At 72.2% G+C, this 21,808-nt stretch carries 17 protein-coding genes and 1 pseudogene; 15 read left to right on the forward strand and 3 right to left on the reverse strand.

The features are described from left to right. Positions 1-2 precede the first annotated feature (2 nt). The 9 genes from ACO06A_RS13655 to ACO06A_RS13695 all read left to right on the forward strand — a co-directional run bounded on the left by ACO06A_RS13655 (position 3) and on the right by ACO06A_RS13695 (position 7,630). Positions 3-896: a F0F1 ATP synthase subunit gamma gene (locus ACO06A_RS13655; protein ID WP_421732780.1), complete on the forward strand. Its 894-nt coding sequence runs from the start codon at positions 3-5 to the stop codon at positions 894-896. Positions 897-931: 35 nt separating this feature from the next. Further along, positions 932-2,419 carry a F0F1 ATP synthase subunit beta gene (gene atpD / locus ACO06A_RS13660; protein ID WP_421732781.1) on the forward strand — a complete coding sequence of 496 codons (1,488 nt, stop codon included), beginning with the start codon at positions 932-934 and terminating at the stop codon, positions 2,417-2,419. Positions 2,420-2,499: 80 nt separating this feature from the next. Next, a complete protein-coding gene (locus tag ACO06A_RS13665) occupies positions 2,500-2,793 on the forward strand; it encodes a F0F1 ATP synthase subunit epsilon (protein WP_055918108.1) in 294 nt (97 codons plus the stop codon). Between the two features lie 13 nt (positions 2,794-2,806). Beyond that, a complete protein-coding gene (locus ACO06A_RS13670; protein WP_421732782.1) occupies positions 2,807-3,214 on the forward strand; it encodes a DUF2550 family protein in 408 nt (135 codons plus the stop codon). Positions 3,215-3,236: 22 nt separating this feature from the next. Further along, positions 3,237-3,932 (forward strand): endonuclease NucS, encoded by a 696-nt coding sequence (nucS, locus tag ACO06A_RS13675; RefSeq protein WP_421732783.1) that lies wholly within the window; start codon positions 3,237-3,239, stop codon positions 3,930-3,932. 62 nt (positions 3,933-3,994) lie between these two features. Then, a complete protein-coding gene (locus tag ACO06A_RS13680; protein ID WP_421732784.1) occupies positions 3,995-4,642 on the forward strand; it encodes a TetR family transcriptional regulator in 648 nt (215 codons plus the stop codon). Then, the gene (locus ACO06A_RS13685) at positions 4,639-5,973 is read left to right on the forward strand and encodes a YndJ family transporter (RefSeq protein ID WP_421732785.1); all 1,335 of its coding nucleotides are present in this window, start codon (positions 4,639-4,641) and stop codon (positions 5,971-5,973) included. Before ACO06A_RS13680 ends, ACO06A_RS13685 begins: the two co-directional genes overlap by 4 nt. Continuing rightward, on the forward strand, positions 5,970-6,449 hold the full coding sequence (locus ACO06A_RS13690; RefSeq protein ID WP_421732786.1) for a hypothetical protein: 480 nt from the start codon (positions 5,970-5,972) through the stop codon (positions 6,447-6,449). Before ACO06A_RS13685 ends, ACO06A_RS13690 begins: the two co-directional genes overlap by 4 nt. Beyond that, positions 6,428-7,630, forward strand: a complete 1,203-nt coding sequence (locus ACO06A_RS13695; protein ID WP_421732787.1) for an N-acetylglucosamine-6-phosphate deacetylase — start codon at positions 6,428-6,430, stop codon at positions 7,628-7,630. The genes ACO06A_RS13690 and ACO06A_RS13695 overlap by 22 nt, the downstream gene beginning before the upstream one ends. Here ACO06A_RS13695 and ACO06A_RS13700 read toward each other — a convergent pair. Next, a complete protein-coding gene (locus tag ACO06A_RS13700) occupies positions 7,627-8,088 on the reverse strand; it encodes a nitroreductase/quinone reductase family protein (protein WP_421732788.1) in 462 nt (153 codons plus the stop codon). The two genes, ACO06A_RS13695 and ACO06A_RS13700, sit on opposite strands and share 4 nt — an antisense overlap. 19 nt (positions 8,089-8,107) lie before the next feature. Then, positions 8,108-10,858, reverse strand: a complete 2,751-nt coding sequence (locus ACO06A_RS13705; protein ID WP_421732789.1) for a glycoside hydrolase family 3 C-terminal domain-containing protein — start codon at positions 10,856-10,858, stop codon at positions 8,108-8,110. 248 nt (positions 10,859-11,106) lie between these two features. On the opposite strand from ACO06A_RS13705, the gene ACO06A_RS13710 reads away from it, so the two are divergent. From ACO06A_RS13710 to ACO06A_RS13725, 4 genes and pseudogenes are all read left to right on the forward strand, one after another. Then, positions 11,107-12,765 carry a sugar ABC transporter substrate-binding protein gene (locus ACO06A_RS13710; RefSeq protein WP_421732790.1) on the forward strand — a complete coding sequence of 553 codons (1,659 nt, stop codon included), beginning with the start codon at positions 11,107-11,109 and terminating at the stop codon, positions 12,763-12,765. Then, positions 12,765-13,760 carry an ABC transporter permease gene (locus tag ACO06A_RS13715; protein WP_421732791.1) on the forward strand — a complete coding sequence of 332 codons (996 nt, stop codon included), beginning with the start codon at positions 12,765-12,767 and terminating at the stop codon, positions 13,758-13,760. Before ACO06A_RS13710 ends, ACO06A_RS13715 begins: the two co-directional genes overlap by 1 nt. Continuing rightward, complete coding sequence (locus tag ACO06A_RS13720) at positions 13,757-14,707, forward strand: carbohydrate ABC transporter permease (RefSeq protein ID WP_421732792.1); 951 nt, start codon at positions 13,757-13,759, stop codon at positions 14,705-14,707. Before ACO06A_RS13715 ends, ACO06A_RS13720 begins: the two co-directional genes overlap by 4 nt. Before the next feature lies 1 nt (position 14,708). Beyond that, positions 14,709-16,655, forward strand: a pseudogene (locus ACO06A_RS13725) (beta-galactosidase); the annotation flags it as partial. Between the two features lie 9 nt (positions 16,656-16,664). Here the strand turns inward: ACO06A_RS13725 and ACO06A_RS13730 are convergent. Continuing rightward, complete coding sequence (locus ACO06A_RS13730; protein ID WP_421736067.1) at positions 16,665-17,642, reverse strand: LacI family DNA-binding transcriptional regulator; 978 nt, start codon at positions 17,640-17,642, stop codon at positions 16,665-16,667. 203 nt (positions 17,643-17,845) lie between these two features. Here ACO06A_RS13730 and yicI point away from each other — a divergent pair, with 203 nt between their 5' ends. Both yicI and ACO06A_RS13740 read left to right on the forward strand, forming a co-directional pair. Further along, positions 17,846-20,122, forward strand: a complete 2,277-nt coding sequence (yicI, locus tag ACO06A_RS13735) for an alpha-xylosidase (protein ID WP_421732793.1) — start codon at positions 17,846-17,848, stop codon at positions 20,120-20,122. Between the two features lie 186 nt (positions 20,123-20,308). After that, the gene (locus tag ACO06A_RS13740; protein WP_421732794.1) at positions 20,309-21,751 is read left to right on the forward strand and encodes a GH1 family beta-glucosidase; all 1,443 of its coding nucleotides are present in this window, start codon (positions 20,309-20,311) and stop codon (positions 21,749-21,751) included. Positions 21,752-21,808 lie beyond the last annotated feature (57 nt).

Here is a 21,808-nt window from a genome sequence, read left to right on the forward strand (position 1 = left end):
CCGTGGCAGGTCAGCAGCGCGTCTACCGGCAGCGGATCCGGTCGACAGAGTCGCTGAAGAAGATCTTCCGTGCGATGGAGCTGATCGCTGCCTCGCGGATCGGCAAGGCGCGCGACCGGGTGACGGCGGCGACGCCGTACTCGCGCGCGCTGACCCGTGCGGTGTCGGCCGTGGCCACGCACTCGAACGTGACCCACCCGCTCGTCACCGAGCGGTCGGACACGAACCGGGTCGCGGTCCTCGTCGTCACGTCCGACCGCGGGATGGCCGGGGCCTACTCGGCGAGCGCGATCCGGGAGGCCGAGCGCCTCATCGGTCGGCTCACCGAGGCGGGCAAGGAGCCGATCGTGTACGCGACCGGCCGCCGGGCCGTCTCCTACTACTCGTTCCGCGGACGTGAGCTCGCGGGGCAGTGGACGGGGAACTCCGACGCGCCCTCGGTCGACGTCGCTGCGGAGATCGCCGACACGCTGCTCGCCGCGTTCGAGGCCCCGGCCGACCAGGGCGGGGTCGCGGAGCTGCACGTCGTGTTCACGCACTTCCGGAACATGGTGTCGCAGACCCCTCGGGTCATCCGGCTGCTGCCGCTCGAGATCGTCGAGGGCGTCGAGGCGCGCGACGAGAACGAGATCCCGCCGCTGTACGAGTTCGAGCCGTCCCCGGAGGCCGTGCTCGACGCGCTGCTCCCGATGTACGTGCGCAGCCGCATCTACACCTGCCTGCTCCAGGCGGCGGCCTCCGAGCTCGCGGCACGTCAGCGCGCCATGCACACCGCCACCGAGAACGCGGAGGACCTGGTGCGCATGTACACCCGGCTCGCCAACCAGGCCCGCCAGGCCGAGATCACCCAAGAGATCAGCGAGATCGTGTCGGGCGCCGACGCGCTCGCCTCCTGACGACTACGTCCCCACAGACGAACCGGAGAAACACCATGACTGCTACCACCACCGAAGCTGCCGTCGAGCACGCGTCCGGTCCTGGCGTGGGTCGGGTCGCGCGGGTCATCGGCCCCGTCGTCGACATCGAGTTCCCGTCGGACCAGATCCCCGAGATCTACAACGCCCTCAAGGTCGACATCGACCTGTCGGCGCAGGGCGAGGGCGAGGCCACGGGCTCGACGACGATGACGCTCGAGGTCGCCCAGCACCTCGGCGACTCGCTCATCCGCGCCATCGCGCTCAAGCCGACCGACGGCCTGGTCCGCGGCGCGCTGGTGCGGGACACCGGCGAGGCGATCAGCGTGCCCGTCGGCGACATCACCAAGGGGCACGTCTTCAACGTCATCGGCGAGGTGCTGAACCTCAAGGAGGGCGAGAAGCTCGAGATCACCGAGCGCTGGCCCATCCACCGCCGGCCCCCGGCCTTCGACCAGCTCGAGAGCAAGACCGAGATGTTCGAGACCGGCATCAAGGTCATCGACCTGCTGACGCCGTACGTGCTCGGCGGGAAGATCGGCCTCTTCGGTGGTGCGGGCGTCGGCAAGACGGTCCTCATCCAGGAGATGATCCAGCGCGTCGCGCTCAACCACGGTGGTGTGTCGGTGTTCGCCGGGGTCGGCGAGCGCACCCGTGAGGGCAACGACCTCATCGTCGAGATGGAGGAGGCCGGCGTCTTCGACAAGACGGCGCTCGTCTTCGGCCAGATGGACGAGCCGCCGGGCACGCGTCTGCGGGTCGCCCTGTCGGCGCTGACGATGGCGGAGTACTTCCGCGACGTGCAGAAGCAGGACGTGCTGCTCTTCATCGACAACATCTTCCGGTTCACGCAGGCCGGCTCCGAGGTGTCGACGCTGCTCGGCCGCATGCCGTCCGCGGTCGGCTACCAGCCGAACCTCGCCGACGAGATGGGTCTCCTCCAGGAGCGCATCACCTCGACGCGCGGTCACTCGATCACGTCGCTCCAGGCGATCTACGTGCCCGCGGACGACTACACCGACCCGGCCCCGGCCACGACGTTCGCGCACCTCGACGCGACGACGGCGCTGTCGCGCGAGATCGCGTCGCGCGGTCTGTACCCCGCGGTGGACCCGCTGACGTCGACCAGCCGGATCCTCGACCCGCGCTACGTCGGCCAGGCGCACTACGACGCCGCGACGCGCGTGAAGTCGATCCTCCAGCGCAACAAGGAGCTCCAGGACATCATCGCGATCCTCGGTGTCGACGAGCTGTCGGAGGAGGACAAGACGGTCGTCGCACGCGCCCGTCGCATCCAGCAGTTCCTCTCGCAGAACACGTACATGGCCGAGAAGTTCACCGGTGTCGTCGGCTCGACGGTCCCGCTCACGGAGACGGTCGAGGCCTTCGGCAAGATCGCCGACGGCGAGTTCGACCACATCGCCGAGCAGGCCTTCTTCAACATCGGTGGCCTCGAGGACCTCGAGCGCAACTGGGCCCGCATCCAGAAGGACTACGGCGTCTGACCTGATCAGACCCACGCAGGGGCGCCCACCAGGGCGCCCCTGCGTACCCGTAGTCCCGCACAACATCGAAGGAGGGTCCCGTGGCAGACATCGAGGTTGAGCTCGTCGCCACCGCCGGAAAGCTCTGGTCCGGCACCGCCCGCATGGTCTCGGCCAAGGCCGGGGAGGGTGAGATCGGCATCCTGGCCGGTCACGAGCCTGTCCTGTCCGTGCTCCAGCCCGGCGAGGTCCGCGTGTTCCCCGTGGGGGGTGGCGAGCCGAAGCGCTGGCAGGTCGAGGGCGGGTTCCTCTCCTTCGACTCGAACCACCTGACCATCGTCGCCGACAACGTCGTGGAGGGCGCGCGCCCCGCGACCTCGCCGGCCACGCACTGAGGGCGCCGGGACGGTGAGCGGACACGGCGTCGCACTCGCGTGTGTCGCTGTCGTCCTGCTGCTCGCCGTCGTTGCGCTCTGGTTCTCCCGGGTGCACACGCTCAACCGGCGCGTGGGGTCGTTCCCCTGCTCGCTCGGCCGCACGGCCCAGGGGCCGTGGTCCTCGGGCGTCGCGCAGTACGGCGCCGACCGGCTGTACTGGTGGCGCTACCGCTCGCTCGCCGCACGTCCCCGCGAACGCTGGGAGCGGGTGGGCCTTGCGGTCGTCGAGCGCAGCGAGCAGGGCGGCGGCCAGGTCGTCGTGACCTGTCGGCAGGGCCCCGGTGGCCCGACCGTCCACCTGCTGATGAGCGCCGAGGCCTACGCCGGGCTCACGTCGTGGATCGAGGCCACGCCGTCGCGCGTGGGCTCGGTCATCTGACCCTCACCCCGGAAGCGAGCTCATGCGCCTCGTCGTCGCGTCCTGCTCCGCTCGGTACAGCGGTCGCCTGAACGCCCACCTGCCCCTGGCCACGCGCCTCCTGGTCGTGAAGGCCGACGGCAGCGTGCTGCTGCACTCGGACGGCGGCTCGTACAAGCCGCTGAACTGGATGAGCCCGCCGTGCACGCTCGCGGTGTCGGCACCCTCCGACGAGGCCCGCGCCGCCGGGGTGACCGCGGTGTGGACCGTCCAGCACCAGAAGTCGGACGACCGCCTCGAGATCGACCTGTACGCCGTGCAGCACGACTCCGCGCACGAGCTGGGGGTGGATCCCGGCCTGGTGAAGGACGGCGTCGAGGCGCACCTCCAGGAGCTGCTGGCGGCGCAGATCCTCCTGCTCGGCACGGGCCACACGCTGGTCCGACGCGAGTACCCGACGGCGATCGGGCCGGTCGACATCCTGGCCAAGGACCCGGCCGGGGGCACGGTCGCCGTCGAGATCAAGCGGCGCGGGGACATCGACGGCGTGGAGCAGCTGACCCGGTACCTCGAGCTGCTCAACCGTGACCCGCACCTGGCGCCTGTGCGCGGGGTGTTTGCCGCGCAGGAGATCAAGCCGCAGGCGCGCGTCCTGGCCACCGACCGCGGCATCGGCTGCCTGGTGCTCGACTACGACGCCATGCGCGGCGTCGACGACAGCGGCTCCCGCCTCTTCTAGCCCGAGAACGTCACACGACCGGGCACTTGAACATGTTCAGTTGAACGTGTTCAACTTGGCTCATGAGCGACGACACCAGATCCCTCGTGCGGTCCACGGCCCTGCGGCTGTTCCGCGAGCGCGGCTACGCGGCCACCACCATGCGGGCGATCGCGCAGGAGGCCGGGGTGGCCACCGGCAACGCGTACTACCACTTCGCGTCCAAGGACCACCTGGTGCAGGAGCTGTACCTGGACGTCAACCGCGAGCAGACGCAGGCCGCGCGGACGGTGCTCGCGCAGGGCGGTGACCTGGCCACCCGGCTGCGCGGGGTGCTGCTGGCCGGCGTCGACGCGTTCGCGGAGTACCACGCGTTCGGCGGTGAGTTCATCACGGTCGCCATCCGGCCCGGCTCGGCGGCGAGCCCGTTCTCCGCGGAGTCGAGCGAGTCGCGCCAGATGAGCCAGGCGATCTTCCGCGAGCTCGTGGAGGGTGCGTCGCCCGCGGTGCCCAGCGTCCTGCGCGACGAGCTCCCGGAGCTGCTGTGGCTGGCCCAGCTGGGCGTCACCCTGTTCTGGGTCTACGACGGCTCGCCCGGCCAGCGCCGGACGCGGACGCTGATCGAGGGGATCGCGCCGCTGATCGGCCGGCTGGTGCGCCTGTCCCGGCTGCCCGTGCTGCGCGGCGCGGCCGACGACGTGCTGGCGCTGGTGCGGGCGGTGCGGGCATGAGCGAGCTGTCGCCGGTCGCGGCGGATGCCGTCCGGGTGGTCGTCGGCCTCGGCACGGTCGTCGTCCTGCCCCTCGGTCTGCGCCTCCTGGGCGACCGGGCGGTCCCGCGCTCGGCGTCGCTGCTCTGGCCGCTGGTGGGGCTGCTCGCGGCGGTGAGCGTCTGGCTGCCCGTGGGTCCCGCGGCCGCCGCGCTCGCCGTCCCCTTCGCTGCGGCGTCCGTCGTCCTGGCCGCGTGCGTGCTGCGGGTCCGGCTGCTGTCCACCGCCGTCGCGCTGGCGACCCCGCTGGTCGGTGCGGTGGCCCTCGTCGCGGAGCGGGCCGGCTGGGGGCTGCTCGGGTTCTCCGGCGACTATCTCGCGCTCACCGTGCCGCACATGCTCTTCGCCGGGTTCGGTGCCTGCCTGGTGGTCGGCCTCCTGGCGCACCTCGCGGTCACCCCGCTGACCCGGGCCGCGGCGACGGCGGCACCGGTGGGAGTCCTGCTGGTGCTCGCCGGGTACTTCGTGTCGGACGCGGCCGAGCTGGTGGGTGCGGTGGTGCTCACCGTCGGGCTCTGGTGCGCGGCGGTCGCCGCCGTCCGGCTGTCCGGCCCCGGCCGCGCGCTGCTGCGGGTCGGTGCGCTGACGCTCGGCGCCTCGATGCTGCTGGCGCTCTGGTGGGCGGTGGGCGAGGCGACGGGGCTGGCGCACCCGAGCCTGTCGTGGATGGCCGCGACGCACGGCGTGGCCAACGCGCTCGGCTTCGTCCTGTGCACCGTGCTCGGCCTCCGGCTCCGGGGGCCGGTCCCGGAGCCGGCCGGGCTGACCTACACGGAGGTCGGCGCCACGCAGGGCGGACCGCTGCCGGCCGGGTACCGGCACCTGCGTGTCCGGCACCTGCTCAGCCCGGGCTCCCGACCCGACGACCTGGCCCTGGTGGGCGACGCCCTGCTGCGCTGGCAGGTGCACGAGGCGGCGGGCATCGAGCTGCGGCACGACGCCGACGAGGCCGCTCCGGGCGTGCGGGTGGCCAGCCGCGTCGGCATCGGGCCGGTCCGGCTGCACGAGCCGTGCGAGGTGGTCTGGGTGGAGCGCACGGCCGACCGCATCGGGTTCGGCTACGGCACCGTGTCCGGGCACGTGTTCCGCGGGGAGGAGTCGTTCACCGTCGAGCGCGACGCGGCCGGCGACCTCTGGTTCGTCGTGACCGCGTACTCGTTCCCCGACCTCTGGTGGGTGCGCGCGGTCGGCCCGCTCACCGTCGTCGTCCAGCGTGCCTACCTGCGGCTGCTCGCCCGCGGCGCGCGCCGGGTGCTCGCGGCCGACCGGCGCGCTGTCGGGAGCGCGGCATGAGCGTCCGGGGGCCGAAGGCGATCGCGGCGCTGTGCCTGCGCTGCCTGGCCGTCCTGACCCTGGTGAACGGGGCTGCGCTCACGGTGTTCCTCCTGACGGCCGAGGCGGACTCGCCGTGGGCACGCCAGGCGCCCCAGACCATCTACTACCTCGGGGTGGCCCTGGTCGTGGCCGCGGTGCTGATCGGGCTGGTCGGCTTCCCGGCGGGCGTGCTGACCGCGCGACTGCTCGAGAAGAGCAGCCGGGAGTGGGTGCACGTGGCGGTCTTCGCGGCGGTCGGGGCCCTGCTGTCCGTCACCCTGTGCGCGTGGTTCCATCTCCTGCAGGTCGTGGCCTGGTACACGCTCGTCGCCGCGGCCGAAGGAGCGGTCGGTGCCGGCGTCGCCCGGTGGTGGACCGGTCGGGTGATGGCCCGGCAGACGCCGTGGACGCAGGAGCAGGGCGCGGCGCTCCCATGGGGAAAGATAACCCCGTGAGCATCGAGACCCCCTTGGTCCTGCGCGGTCGGCTCGTCCTGCCCCGGGGGGTCCTCGACGACGGCGTCGTGGTCGTCGACGGCGCGACCATCGTCTGGGTCGGGCCGGCCGAGCGGCTGCCGCGCGGCTGGGTGCTGCCGGTGGTGGGGGACGCCACGATCCTGCCCGGGCTGGTGGACCTGCACTGCCACGGCGGCGGCGGCGCCAGCTTCCCCGACGCGGTCGACGCCGCGGACGCACAGCGGGCGGTCGACGAGCACCGCCGGCACGGCACGACGAGCCTGGTCGCGTCGCTGGTCACGGCCGCGCCCGCGGTGCTGCTCGCGCAGAGCGCGCTGCTCGCGGACCTGGCGGACGCCGGCGAGCTCGTCGGGATCCACCTCGAGGGCCCGTTCCTGTCGGCCGACCGCTGCGGTGCGCAGAACCCCGACGACATGCTCGCCGGCGACCCCGCGCTGGTCCGGGACATCGCCGAGGCGGCGCGGGGGCACCTGGTGACCATGACGGTGGCGCCGGAGGTGCCGGGCGCGGACGCGGTGCTGGAGGCCCTCGTCGACGCCGGTGCCGTGCCGTCGATCGGCCACACGGACGCCTCCGCGGAGCAGGTCGACGAGGCCGTCGACCGCGCGTTCGACCTGCTCGCCGTGCGGTCCAACCGCCGCCTGACCGCCACGCACCTGTTCAACGGCATGCGCCCGCTGCACCACCGCGACCCGGGCCCGATCGCCGCGTGCCTTGCGGCAGCCGCCCGCGGCGAGCTGGTGGTCGAGCTGATCGCCGACGGCACCCATCTGGCCGACGGCACGGTCCGGTCGGTGTTCGACCTGGTGGGCGCGGGCTCGATCGCCCTGGTCACCGATGCCATGGCCGCGGCCGGGATGCCCGACGGGGAGTACCGGCTCGGACCGATGGCCGTCCGGGTGGCCGACGGGGTGGCCCGGATCGCCGACGAGACCGGTGCGATCGCCGGGGGAGTGGCGCACCTGCTCGACGTCGTGCGCAGGGTCGTCGCCGCTGGGATCCCCCTGGAGGACGCCGTGCTCGCCGCGGCTACCGTGCCGGCGGACGTCCTGGGCCGGCGCGACCTCGGCGCGCTGGCCGCGGGGCGCCGCGCCGACCTCGTCGTGACCGACGACGACCTGGTCCCTGTCCGCGTGATGCGCGGGGGCGCCTGGGTCTAGCGGGGTTCGAGCACGACCACCGGCGTCACCGTCGTCCGCGTGGCGGCCCAGGCGTCGAGCTTGGGGTCGACCGCGGACCAGATCGTCCAGAGCCGCTCCCGTTCCTGGCCGACCGCGGTGCGGGCGCGTACCGGCTGCGGCTGCCGGCCGTCCAGCCGGACCACGGCGTCAGGGTGGGCCTCGAGGTTGAGCCACCAGGCGGGGTGTCCCTCGATCCAGCCGTTCATCGCGAGCGCGACGAGGTTCGGACCGTCCTCCAGGTAGCCGAGGATGACGCTGCGCTCCTGCCCGGAGGTCCGGCCGGTCGTCGTCAGGCGCAGGGCGCCCCAGCCGCGCTTGTTCGACGTCGTCCACAGGAACCGCCCGCCGCTCAGGCGGTAGAGGCCTCGGTGCACACGCCACGCAACCCGGATGAACCACGCCGGCGGGAGCCACGGAGCACGTTCCGGGGTCGTCATCGCCCCACCGTAGCGGCCGCTACGCGCGGCCCCGCAGCGAGGTCAGCCGCACCGCACCGACCAGGACGAGACGCACGTCCATCACGCCCACCGCCGACACAGGAACCTCCAGCGACGACCAGCCGTACCGGTCGCTCGCGGGGACGTCCAGCTGACCGAGCGGCCGCCACGACCGTCCGTCGCGCACCTCGACCCGCACGGAGCCGCCCCCGGCGACGGTCAGCTCGAGGTGACCGACGCCGTCGAGGTCGACGTCCCGGAACACCACGCGGCCGGTGCGCCGGCCACGCGTGACCTCCAGGGCGTTGCCAGCCTCGCGGGTGCGCTCCGCGAACGTCACGTCCTCGCGCTCGTCGTGGTCCATGGCCCGGATCTCCGTGCCGAGGAGGCGTCGCGGCGGGACGGGTTCGCCGTCGAGGTCGAACCCGACGGCGAGCGGGAGGTCCGCCGACGCGGGGCCCGCGTGCAGCTCGTACCGGCCGGGCTCGACGACGAACCGGCCGCGGGTCACGTCCCAGACCGCGAACGCGTCCGCGGGCACGTCCAGCTCCACGACCGTGACCTGCCCGGGCTCCAGCCGGACCCTGCGGTGCGCGACCAGCCGGCGCTGCGGCACGCGCAGCCGGTGCTCGGGCGCGGCGCCGTAGACCTGCACGAGCTCGTCGACCTGCCGGTCGCCGGTGTTCCGGACGGTCACCCGGACGGAGCCCGGGGCCGCGTCGATCGCGTCGTAGGCCACCGACGCGTAGCTGAGCCCGTGCCCGAACGCCCACCGGGCCGGCCGCGACGCGTACCAGTGCGTGAGGCCGCCACCGATGACGTCGTAGTCGAGCAGGTCGCCGGCGTCCTCCTCGGCCTCGGGCCACGCCTGCGCCAGCCGCCCGTACGGCTCCGCGACGCCGGTGAGCACGTCGGCCACGCCGTGACCGAGCTCCTGACCGCCGTGGGACGTCCAGACGACCGCCGCGGCGTCGTCGCCGAGGGTGCCGAGCACGTACGGGTACGACGAGACGACGACCAGGACGGTCGCCGGGTTGGCCTCGATCACCGCGCGCGCCAGCTCGGCCTGCGACTCCGGCAGGCGCAGGTGCGGGCGGTCCTCGGTCTCGCGACCCAGCAGGTGGGGGTCGTTGCCGACGGCCAGGACGACGACGTCGGCGTCGAGCGCGGCGGCCACCGCGGCGGCCGTCCCGGACCGCACCGTCCGCAGCGTGAACCGCTCGGCGGTCGCGGCCGAGGGCGCGTCGGCGACCAGCACGCCGCCGTCGTGCTGCACGACGACCCACCGGCCGGAACCCGCGTGCTGCAACGAGACCGAGCCGTCGTCGTGCCGGTGGGCGCGGAAGCTCTCCTGCGCCACCCAGCCGTGCACGCTCTGGGCGTCGGCCCGCAGGATCCAGCCGCCGCCCGTCCACAGCAGGCCGGTGCCGGCGGCGCGGAGCGTGAGGACGCCCTCCCCCCAGTCGGTGACCTCGTGGTGGGTCGCCGTCCGGGCGGTGGCGGTGAGGGTGCCGTCGGCGCCCGCGTCGACGTACGCGCCCGTGGTGCGGGACCGCAGGGCGACCGTGTCCGCGCCGGTCACCACGTCGGCCGGCGCGAGGGCCTCCGCGATCGAGACCGTGTACGGCGGGGTGCCCGAGTACCAGTCGACGAGCACCTGGTCGGCGTGCGGACCGATCACGGCCACCCGAGCGTCGGGTCGCAACGGGAGCACGCCGTCGTTCTCCAGGACGACGACCGCACGCGTGGCCGCCTCCCGGGCGAGGGTGCGGCTCGCGGGCAGGTCGAGGTCGTCCGCGGTGGTCGACGCCCACGGGTCGAGGTCGGGGTCGAGCTCGCCCGTGGCCAGCCGGAGCTCGAGCTGGCGCAGGGCGGCGCGGTCGATGTCGGCCTGGTCGAGCAGCCCGCGCTCGAGCGCCGCGGACAGGTGCGCCAGGGTCCGCGAGGGGTCCGCGTCGTGGTCGGTGAACGAGTCGACCCCGGCCCGGACGGCGGCGGCGGCGGCCTCGACGTGGTCGTCGTAGTACCGCTCGCCGGTGACGAGGTTGGTGGGCGCGCCCGCATCGGAGACGACCAGCAGCGAGGCCTCCGTCCACCCCCGGAGCTCGTCGAGGAGCTCGCGGGCGACGTGGTTGGGTCGGCCGTTGACCAGGTTGTACGACGGCATCACCGCGCCGACGACGCCGGCCTCGATGGGGCCGCGGAAGGCCGGCAGCTCGTACTCGTGGAGCACGCGCGGGGACAGCTGCGCGCTGGTGACGCTGCGGTCGGTCTCGTTCCCGTACGCCACCAGGTGCTTGAGCGTCGGCACCGTCCGCCAGTACGTCGGGTGGTCCCCGCGCAGGCCGCGGGCGTACGCCGTGGCCAGGTGCGCCGTGAGGTGCGGGTCCTCGGAGAACCCCTCCTCGTTGCGTCCCCAGCGCGGGTGCCGCAGCGGGTTGACCACCGGCGCCCACACGTTCAGCGAGACGGTCGGGTCGGCGGCGTGCTTGGCCCGGACCTCGGTGCCGACGACCGCGCCGACGCGCTCCAGCAGGTCCGCGTCCCAGGTGGCCGCCAGGCCGACCGGCTGCGGGAACGTCGTCGCGGTGCCGAGCCAGGCGACCCCGTGCAGGCCCTCCGTCCCCGTGCGGAACGAGCCCAGACCGACGCGGGGCACGGGGGCCGCGTGCTGGTGCAGGAGCGCCAGCCGCTCGGCGGGCGCGAGCTGGTCGAGCAGCTGCTGGGCGCGTGCCGCGAAGGGCCGGGCGTGGGGTGTCGGCTCGGGCACGGGATCCTCGTCGTCGAGTGGGGGATGCTGCGGTTCGAATCGTTTAGGCAGGCAGATGTCGAACCGATTCGATGATGGTTCGACGGATGCCGAGCGGGCATCCTGCGGCATTCATGGTGCTTGACGGCCGTCTTTGCCGCAAGTGCCGCATCCGTGACCAGGGGCCTTGCCACTGTCGGGACATAGCCATAGAGTCTCGCCGTCGAACCGCTTCGACGCGATCTCCACGAGGAAGTGAAGGGACGCAGATGAATGCCACGCCTACTTTCGGCCGGCTGGGCGACCACGCGGTCGACCGCCGCCGGTTCCTGGGCCTGATCGCGACGGGTGCGGCCGTCGTCGGGATCCCCGGGTTGCTCACCTCCTGCAGCACCACCCCGGCGCCGTCGTCCACGGCGAACGCCGCCGCCGCCGGCGACGTGATCCCCAAGTACATCCCGGTCACCTACATCGACCCGGACTACCCCAGCGTCAACGGCTCGGTCCCCGGCTTCGAGTCGATCCCCGCGGAGCTGGTGCAGTCCGTGAAGACCGCCCCGGGCACCGGGCTCACCCTCACCGCGATGACCCCGCTGTGGGGCACGATCCCGCCCACCAAGGGCAACAAGTACTACGAGGCCGTGAACGGGCTCCTCGGGTCGGACATCGAGTTCCAGATCACCGACGGCAACGTCTACGGCGACAAGCTGGCCACGGTGCTGGCGTCGGCCAAGGACGTGCCGGACTGGGTCTGCGTCCCCACCTGGAACCTGCCGCCCCGCTTCGGCTCCGAGATCGTCGAGAACGTCTTCCAGGACCTCACGCCGTTCCTCGCGGGCGACAAGGTGACGCCGTACCCGAACCTGGCCAACATCTCCTCGGACGCGTGGAAGTTCTGCGTCTTCAACGGCAAGCTCTACGGCCTGCCGTTCCCCGGTGAGGTCATCACCGACGCGATCTTCTACCGCCGGGACGTCCTCGAGAGCCTGGGCATCACGCCCGACATCACGAACGGTCAGGACCTCATCGACCTGGCCGTGGAGCTCACCGGCGGCAACGTCTGGGGCGCCGAGGACCTCTGGAACACCGCGGCGATCATCCACGCGGTCCCGCCGAAGTGGAAGCTCGACGGCGACACGCTGGTGCACCGCGTGGAGAGCGACGAGTACCGTGCGGCCCTGGAGTGGAACGCCGCGCTGTTCAAGAGCGGTGCCGTCCACCCCGACGCGGTCGCCGACCAGAACGGCGAGGCCAAGTCGCGGTTCCAGTCCGGCAAGTCGCTCATCGCCAACGACGGCGTCGGCGGCTGGCACGAGGCCCTGCGCGACAACCTGGCGGCCAACCCCTCCTACTGGCAGCAGCCGTTCGACCCGTTCGCGGCCGACGGCGGCACCCCGGTGCTCTGGAAGGGCAACCCGGCGAACATCTTCTCGTTCCTGAAGAAGACGGACGACGAGGCCAAGATCAAGGAGCTCCTCGCGCTGGCCAACGTGCTCGCGGCGCCCTACGGCACCACCGAGTACGACACGATCAACAACGGCGTCGAGGGCGTGCACTACACGCGTGGCGACGACGGCCTGCCCGTGCCCACCGAGCTGGCGGCCACCGAGCTCCAGCCGACGTACATCTTCCTGGTGGACCCGCCCATCTCGGAGACCCACGTGCAGTACCCGGGCTACGTCAAGGCGGCCTCGGAGTGGAAGGCGAACGCGGCGCAGTACGCGACCGACCCGCTGTTCTACGCCCAGCAGATCGTCGAGCCGCAGCAGTACGCCTCGATCGGGCAGCCGTTCGTCGACCTGGAGAAGGACATCTCCCGCGGCCGCAAGAGCATGGACGACCTCGACGCGGCCGTCGAGACGTGGCGGAGCTCCGGCGGCGAGGAGCTGCGGGCGTTCTACCAGGACATCCTGGACAGCCAGAGCTGATGTCCTTGCCCGAGCTGGTCCGGCGCCGCCTTCCGGATTCTCCGAAGAAGGCGGCGCCGCCGGCGCCCGTCCCCACCCGCAAGATCGGCTGGCGGGTGCGTCTCAAGCGCGACCGGTCGCTGCTGCTCATGGTGTCGCCGGCGATCCTGCTGCTCGCGGTGTTCGCGTACGTCCCGATGCTGGGCAACGTCATCGCCTGGCAGAGCTACTCGCCGTACACGGGGTTCCTGCACAGCCCGTACGTCGGCTGGGTCAACTTCGAGCGGGTGTTCACCAACCCGCTGTTCGTGACCGCGGTCGAGAACACGCTGATCATCACGGCGTTCCAGCTGGTGTTCTTCTTCCCGATCCCGATCCTGCTGGCGCTCCTGCTCAACAGCGTCGTCACCCCGCGGCTGCGCACGACCATCCAGTCGATCGTCTACCTGCCGCACTTCTTCTCGTGGGTGCTCGTCGTGACGCTGTTCCAGCAGATCTTCGGCGGCGCCGGGCTGATCAACCAGACGCTGCGCGACCACGGCCTGGCCGCCGGGTTCGACATGATGACCAACCCCGACACGTTCCTGGTGCTGATCACCATGCAGTCGGTGTGGAAGGACGCGGGCTGGGGGATCATCATCTTCCTCGCCGCCCTGAGCACCGTGCCGCCCGAGCAGTACGAGGCGGCCGCGGTGGACGGCGCCAACCGGTGGCGGCGCATGTGGCACATCTCGTTGCCCGCGCTGCGGCCCGTCATCATCCTGCTGCTCATCCTGCGGCTCGGTGACGCGCTGACCGTCGGGTTCGAGCAGCTGATCCTCCAGCGCGGCGCCGTGGGCGCCGACGTCGCGGAGGTCATCGACACCTACGTCTACTACCAGGGTGTCGTCTACGGGGACTGGAGCTTCGCCGCGGCGGCGGGGCTGGTCAAGGGTGTCGTCAGCCTCGGCCTCGTGCTGGGTGCCAACAAGCTGGCGCACGTGTTCGGCGAGTCGGGGGTGTACAAGCGCGCATGAGTACCCAGACAACACAGACCTCCGTGCCGGTGCTGCGGCGTCAGCGCCGCTCGAAGCACCGCCCGGCCTGGGAGGGACGGCCCTCGGTAGGTGGCCAGACCCTCAAGGTCATCGTGCTCGCGTGCGTCGTCCTGGCGGTCGTCTTCCCGCTGTACACCGTCATCCTCACCAGCCTGTCGACGCAGGCCGAGACCATCCGCGTCGGTGGCCTGGTCACCGTCCCGGGCGAGCTGACGATCAACGCCTACACGCAGATCCTCAACGGCGGCATCGTCACGCGCGCCGCCCTGGTGAGCACGTTCATCACCATCGTCGGCACGATCCTGTCCACCACCGTCTCGGTGATGGGCGCGTACGGGCTGTCGCGGCCGGGCTCGTTCGCCCACCGTCCCATCCTGTTCGTCTTCCTCATCACCATGTTCTTCGGTGCGGGGCTCATCCCCACGTACCTGCTGGTGAGCTCGCTCGGGCTCATCGACAGCTACTGGGCGCTGATCCTGCCGGGGGCCGTCTCGGCGTTCAACGTGCTCATCCTGCGCAACTTCTTCATGGGCATCGACATCTCGATCCTCGACGCGGCCCGCATCGACGGGGCCGGTGACTGGCGGATCCTGGGCCGGATCGTCCTGCCGATGTCGCGCGCGGTCGTCGCGGTGGTGGCCCTGTTCTACGGCGTCGGGTACTGGAACGCGTTCTTCAACGCGATCCTCTACATCAACGACAACGCCAAGTGGCCCCTCCAGCTGGTCCTGCGCTCGTACGTGCTCCAGGGAGTGACGCTGCCCGGCAGCGGGGTGGGCCAGGTGGACGTCGCGACCGGCGCGGTCACCGGCCTGCCGATCAAGATGGCGGTGATGGTCCTCGCGATCGTGCCGATCCTCGTCGTGTACCCGTTCGTGCAGCGACACTTCACCAAGGGCGTGATCTTCGGCGCGATCAAGGGGTGACGTGAGGTCTTTCGAGGCGCTGACGCGCGAGCGCGGGATCCTGTACGGGGGCGACTACAACCCGGAGCAGTGGGCTCCGCAGGTGTGGCGCGAGGACGTGGCGCTCATGCGCGAGGCGGGCGTGAACCTGGTGACGGTCGGCGTGTTCTCCTGGGCGACCATCGAGCCGAGCCCGGGCGACCTCCGGTGGGACTGGCTCGACGAGGTGCTCGACCTGCTGCACACGGGCGGGATCGCCGTCGACCTGGCCACCCCGTCGGCATCGCCCCCGCCGTGGCTGGCCCGGCTGGACCCCACCACGTCCGCGGTCGACGCGGCGGGCGTGCGGATGAGCGTCGGGTCGCGCAACCACTTCTGTCCCGGCTCGGCCGTGTACCGGGAGCGGGTGGCGGCGGTGGTCACGGCGCTGGTCGCGCGGTACGCCCGGCATCCCGCGGTGGCCATGTGGCACGTGGGCAACGAGTTCGGGCAGGCCTGCTTCTGCGACCTGTGCGCCGACCGGTTCCGCACCTGGCTGGAGGCCCGTCACGGGGACCTCGACGCGCTGAACCGCGCCTGGGGGACCGCGTTCTGGAGCCAGCGGTACGCCGACTGGCAGGAGGTCGTGCCGCCGCGGGCCGTGCCCTACGTGCACAACCCGGCGCAGCTGCTGGACTTCCGGCGCTTCACGTCCGACCAGCTCCGTGACGTGTACCGCCTCCAGACCTCGGTGATCCGCGCCTCCTCCGACGCCCCCGTGACGACGAACGCGATGGGCTTCTTCCCGCTGGTCGACCAGTTCTCCTGGGCCGACGACCTCGACGTCGTCGCCGACGACCACTACGCCGACCCCGGCGACCCGTCGGCGCCGGCCCGCGCGGCGCTCACGCACGACCTCACGCGCGGGGTCGGAGGCGGGCGCCCGTGGGCGCTGCTCGAGCAGGCCGCGGGCGCGGTGAGCTGGCGCCCGCACAACCTGCCGAAGCCCGCCGGGGGCATGCTCCGGGACTCGCTGCGCGCGGTGGCGCACGGTGCGGACGCGGTCTGCTACTTCCAGTGGCGCGCCTCGACCTCCGGCTCCGAGCGCTTCCACTCGGCGATGCTCCCGCACGCCGGTCCGGACACCGACCTGCACCGGGACGTCCGCGAGCAGGGCCGGCTGCTCGCGCGCCTGCGCCCGGTGGTCGGCACGAGGGTCGACGCCCGGGTGGCGCTCGTCTTCGACTGGCCCTCGCTGTGGGCGGCCGAGTCCGACTCGCTGCCGAGCACGCGACTGACCGTGCCCGACCAGCTGGCCGCGTACCACGAGCCGTTCTGGCGGGCGGGCATCGCCACCGACGTCGTCCCCCCGGGCGCCGACCTGGACCGCTACGACCTGGTGGTCGTCCCGCTCCTGCACCTGGTGTCCGACGCCGACGCGGCGAACCTGGCGCGCGTCGCGGAGCGCGGGGGCGTCCTGCTCGTCGGGCCGTTCAGCGGGATCTCCGACGAGGACCAGCGGATCCGCTCGGGCCGCTTCCCCGTGCCGTGGGCGCACGTGCTCGGAGCCTCGGGCGAGCAGCACCGACCGTTGCCTGCCGAAGGCGTCGAGGTGCACTCCGCGCGGTACGGCACCTTCACCGCGACCGTGTGGTCGGAGCACCTGGCGGCCGACGGGGCCGAGGTGCTGGCCACCTACGAGAGCGCGGGCCTGACCGGGAGGCCGGCCGTGCTGCGGAACGGCACCGCCTGGTACGTGTCGACCGTGCCGCCCGCAGACGTCCTGCGCGCGATCGTGGCGGACTGCCTCGGCGCGGCGGGCATCGAGCCGCCCCTGGCGACGATCCCGGACGGTGTCGAGGTCGCCCGCCGCGGGGAGCTGCTGTTCGTCCTCAACCACGGTGACAGCGCGGCGGCGCTGCCCGGGGACGGCGTGGACCTGCTGACCGGCGCACCGGTGGTCGGAACGCTGCACGTCCCCGCCGGCGGCGCCGTGGTGCTAGCTGCGCGGGGGAGCGGTGCTGGTCCGGGTGGTCAGGACGGGCGCGAGGAGGCGGGTCTCGGCGGGCTGCTCCCCGGTGAGCCGACCGATCGCCATGTCGACCGCGACGGCGCCGATGGTGTGCGCGGGGATGTCGACCGCGGTCAGGGGCTGGGTCTGGCCGAGGGCCACGTCCTCCGGGCACACGGCCACGACCGAGATGTCCCCGGGCACGTCCTTGCCGTGCGACCGCAGGGTCTCCAGCACGGCGGGCAGCGCGACCTCGTTGTGCACGATGACCGCGGTGACGTCCGGCAGCGCGGCGAGCACCTGGTCGACGGCCTCGACGGCGCCGGCGTGCGACGACTCGCAGGTCTCGAAGACGGCGTCGAGGCCCAGCCGGGTGGCCTCCTGCGTGAAGCCGCGGACCAGGCGCGCCGCGTAGGTGGTGCGCCGGCTCAGCACCGCCCTCGGGGAGCCGATGAGCGCGATCTGCCGGTGACCGAGACCGGCCAGGTGGTCGACGGCCACCCGGCCCACGGCCTCGAAGTCCAGGTCGACGCAGGAGAACCCGGTGGCGTCGCGCGGCAGACCGATCAGGACCGCGGGCTGCTTCTGTCGGCGCAGGATCGGCAGCCGGGGGTCCTCGGCCTCGACGTCCATCATCAGCACGGCGTCGACCATCGAGCCGGCCGCCACCCGCTCGATGCCCTCGTGGTCGTCCTGCGTGAGCAGCAGGACGTCGTGCTTGTAGGACTGGGCGCGCGTGACGACGCCGGTGACGAACTGCATGATCACGCCGACGTTGACGTCGACGCGCAGCGGCGCCATGAGCGCGAGCACCTGGGTGCGCTGCGAGGCGAGCGCGCGGGCGCCCGCGTGCGGCCGGTAGTCCAGCTCGCGGACGGCCCTCTCCACCCGGGCGCGGGTCTCGGCGGAGATGGGCCGCTTGCCGGAGAACGTGTAGGACACGGTGGAGACGGAGACCCCCGCCATCCGCGCCACGTCGTCGATCGTCGCCACCACGCCATCCCCTCGTCGGCACCTGCCGGGCCCACCCTAGCGAGTCGAACCGCCGTCGAAACAGCAGTCGGTGCCCACCCATCCTGGACACCGTTCGCGCAGACACCTAACGTAATCTCGGCATCGAAACGCTTCGATGCCGACGAGACCCGATCCCTCCACCCGAAGGCGCCACGATGAAGTTCACGGACGGCTACTGGCAGCACCTCCCCGGCGTGACGGTCCTGCGACCACGCGAGGTGGCGGACGTCGTGGTGGGCGAGGACTCGCTCACCGTGTACGCCTCGACGGTGCCCCTGACGTCGCGCGGTGACACCCTCAACCGGGCGCTCGTCACGGTCTCGTTCCACAGCCCGATGGACGACGTGATCGGCGTGCGGATCGAGCACCACCGCGGGGGAGCCGACCGCGGGCCCTCGTTCGCGCTGTCCCGCTCCACCGCGGACGTCAAGGTGGTCGAGGCGGACGACTCCGCCGACGGCGTCGCGACCTTCCGGGCGGGTGCCCTGACCGCGCGGGTCTCGACGCGCGGCGCGTGGAACGTCGAGTTCGAGGCCGACGGCCGGGTCCTCACGTCGTCGACCGCACGCTCGGTCGGGGTCGTGACCGACGCCCGGGGCGACTCCTACGTGCACGAGCAGCTGGGGCTGGGCGTCCGCGAGCACGTCTACGGTCTGGGCGAGCGGTTCGGCGCGTTCGTGAAGAACGGCCAGTCCGTCGACATCTGGAACGAGGACGGCGGGACGGCCAGCGAGCAGGCGTACAAGAACGTGCCGTTCTACCTGTCCGACGCGGGCTACGGCGTGTTCGTCGACCATCCCGGGCGGGTGTCGTTCGAGGTCGGGTCGGAGGCTGTCTCGCGCACCCAGTTCTCGGTGCCGGGGGAGTCGCTGGAGTACTACGTCATCCACGGGCCGACGCCCAAGGACGTGCTGCGGCGCTACACCGCGCTCACCGGGCGTCCGGCGCAGGTACCGGCGTGGTCGTACGGCCTGTGGCTGTCCACCTCGTTCACCACGCAGTACGACGAGGCGACCGTGATGTCCTTCGTCGACGGCATGGCCGAGCGCGGGCTCCCGCTGAGCGTCTTCCACTTCGACTGCTTCTGGATGCGGGCGTACCACTGGACCGACTTCACGTGGGACCCGGCGACGTTCCCGGACCCGGAGGGCCTGCTCACCCGCCTGCACGCCAAGGGCCTCAAGGTCTGCGTCTGGATCAACCCGTACATCGCGCAGCGCTCCGCCCTGTTCGACGAGGGTCGCGCGGCGGGCTACCTGGTGACGCGCGCGGACGGCTCGGTCTGGCAGACGGACCAGTGGCAGTCCGGCATGGGGCTCGTCGACTTCACCAACCCGGACGCGGTGGCCTGGTACCAGGGCTACCTGCGCCGGCTGCTGGTGCAGGGGGTCGACGCCTTCAAGACCGACTTCGGCGAGCGCATCCCCACGGACGTGGTCTGGCACGACGGCTCCGACCCGGAGCGCATGCACAACCACTACACGCACCTGTACAACCGGGCGGTGTTCGACGTCCTCGAGGCCGAGCGCGGCGAGGGGGAAGCCGTCCTGTTCGCGCGGTCGGCCACCGCGGGCGGGCAGCAGTTCCCGGTGCACTGGGGTGGCGACAGCGAGTCGACCTTCGTGTCCATGGCGGAGACGCTGCGCGGCGGCCTGTCGCTGGCGTCGTCGGGCTTCGGGTTCTGGAGCCACGACATCGGCGGCTTCGAGGGTGTCCCCGACGCGGCGGTGTTCAAGCGCTGGCTGCCGTTCGGGCTGCTCTCGTCGCACAGCCGCCTGCACGGCTCGGACTCCTACCGGGTGCCGTGGGCGTTCGACGAGGAGGCGGTGGACGTCACGCGGCTGTTCACCCGGCTGAAGCTCTCGCTCATGCCGTACCTCGCGCGCCTCGGCCAGGACGCGCACACCTCCGGAGTTCCGGTGATGCGCCCGATGGTGCTGGAGTTCCCGGACGACCCGGGCGCGGCGACGGTCGACACCCAGTACATGCTCGGCGAGAACCTGCTGGTGGCGCCGGTGTTCACCGCGGACGGAACCGTGGACGTCTACGTGCCGGAGGGCACCTGGACCTCGCTGCTGTCGGGCGAGCAGGTGACCGGCCCGCGCTGGGTCCGCGAGCGGCACGACTACTCGTCGATCCCGCTGTACGTGCGACCCGACTCGGTGCTGCCCGTGGGCGCGCGCTCCGACCGGCCGGACTACACCTGGGCCGACGGCGTGACGCTGCACCTGGTGGAGCTGGCCGACGGCCACCGGTCGACGACCAGCGTGCCGTCGCCCGACGGTGGGGAGCCGACGCGGTTCGTGGTGCGCCGCGACGGTGACGCCGTCCGCGTCGAGGCGCGAGGTGCGGTCGGACCGTGGAGCGTGCAGACCGGGTTCGCCGGTGCTGCGGTGACCGCGGAGGGCGCGATCGTCGAGCTGACCCTCTGAGGCGCCCCCTCTCGCACCCCCCGGGCAGGGGTGGCGAGAGCGTTCCCACGACGTGTATCGTATCGATTCGACAATCCCGTACGAGGCCATGGACCGGTCGGCGCAGCCGCCTGACGAGACGTCCCGGCCCGCCTGCGGAGCAGGCACCAGACCTCCGACCCGTCCGCTCGATCGAAGGACCCGCACATGACGACCTCGCGCCCCTCCGGACGCCAGTTCCCCGCCGACTTCCTCTGGGGCTCGGCCACCGCGTCGTACCAGATCGAGGGTGCGTTCGACGAGGACGGCCGCGGCCCGTCCATCTGGGACACCTTCTCCCGCACGCCCGGCAAGGTGCTCGACGGCGACACGGGTGACGTCGCTGCGGACCACTACCACCGGGTCCCCGAGGACGTGGCGATCATGCAGGATCTGGGCCTGGCGGCCTACCGGTTCTCGATCGCGTGGCCCCGCGTCCAGCCCACCGGCTCGGGCGAGTTCAACCAGGCCGGCCTCGACTTCTACGTGGACCTCGCGGACCGCCTGATCGCCGCCGGCATCAAGCCCGTCGCGACGCTCTACCACTGGGACCTGCCGCAGGCGCTCGAGGACGAGGGCGGCTGGGCCAACCGGCAGACCGCCCTCCAGTTCGAGAAGTACGCGCGCAAGCTGGCCGAGGTGCTGGGCGACCGCATCCACCTCTGGACCACGCTGAACGAGCCGTGGTGCTCGTCGTTCCTCGGCTACGCCTCCGGCGTGCACGCCCCCGGCGTGACCGACGACGCCACGGCGCTCGCCGCCGTGCACCACCTCAACCTCGGGCACGGCCTGGCGGGCCGCGCCATCAAGGACGTGCTGGGCCAGGACACCCCCATCTCGGTCACGCTCAACCTGCACGTCACGCGCGCAGCGACCGACTCCCCGGAGGACGTCGAGGCCAAGCGCCGCATCGACACGATCGCGAACGAGGTCTTCCTCGGCCCCATGCTCGACGGCGAGTACCCCAAGGAGGTCTTCGCCGACACCGAGCACATCACCGACTGGTCCTTCGTGCTCGACGGTGACCTCGACCTCATCCAGGTCCCGCTCGCGCTGCTGGGCATCAACTACTACTCGACGGGTCGGGTGCAGCACGGCACGCCCGCCGGCGGGGACGGCACGCCCGGTCCGGACGGCCACCGCTCGTCCGTGAACAGCCCGTGGGTCGGCGCCTCCAACGTCGAGTTCCTTCCGCAGCCCGGCCCGCACACGGCGATGGGCTGGAACATCGAGCCGCAGGGTCTGGTCGACCTGCTCCTCGAGATCCACGACCGCTACCCCGGGATCCCGATGGCCATCACGGAGAACGGCGCGGCGTTCTACGACGAGGTCAGCGCCGACGGGCGCGTGCACGACGCCGGCCGCGTGGCCTACCTGCACGACCACATCGACGCCGTCGGCGAGGCCATCGAGCGCGGCGCCGACGTGCGCGGCTACTTCGTCTGGTCGCTGATGGACAACTTCGAGTGGTCCTACGGGTACGACCGCCGCTTCGGCGTGGTCCGCGTCGACTACGACACGCTCGAGCGCACAGTGAAGGACTCGGGCCTCTGGTACCGCGAGCTCCTGCGCACGAACAGGATCCCCACCGCGGAGTCCGCCGCCCTCTGACCCACCCTCCGCAACGTCCGAGCAAGCGGCTGCCCTGGCGCTCACTTGCTCTGACGT

It is taken from the genome of Cellulomonas sp. (assembly GCF_965229465.1).
Taxonomy (GTDB): domain Bacteria; phylum Actinomycetota; class Actinomycetes; order Actinomycetales; family Cellulomonadaceae; genus Cellulomonas.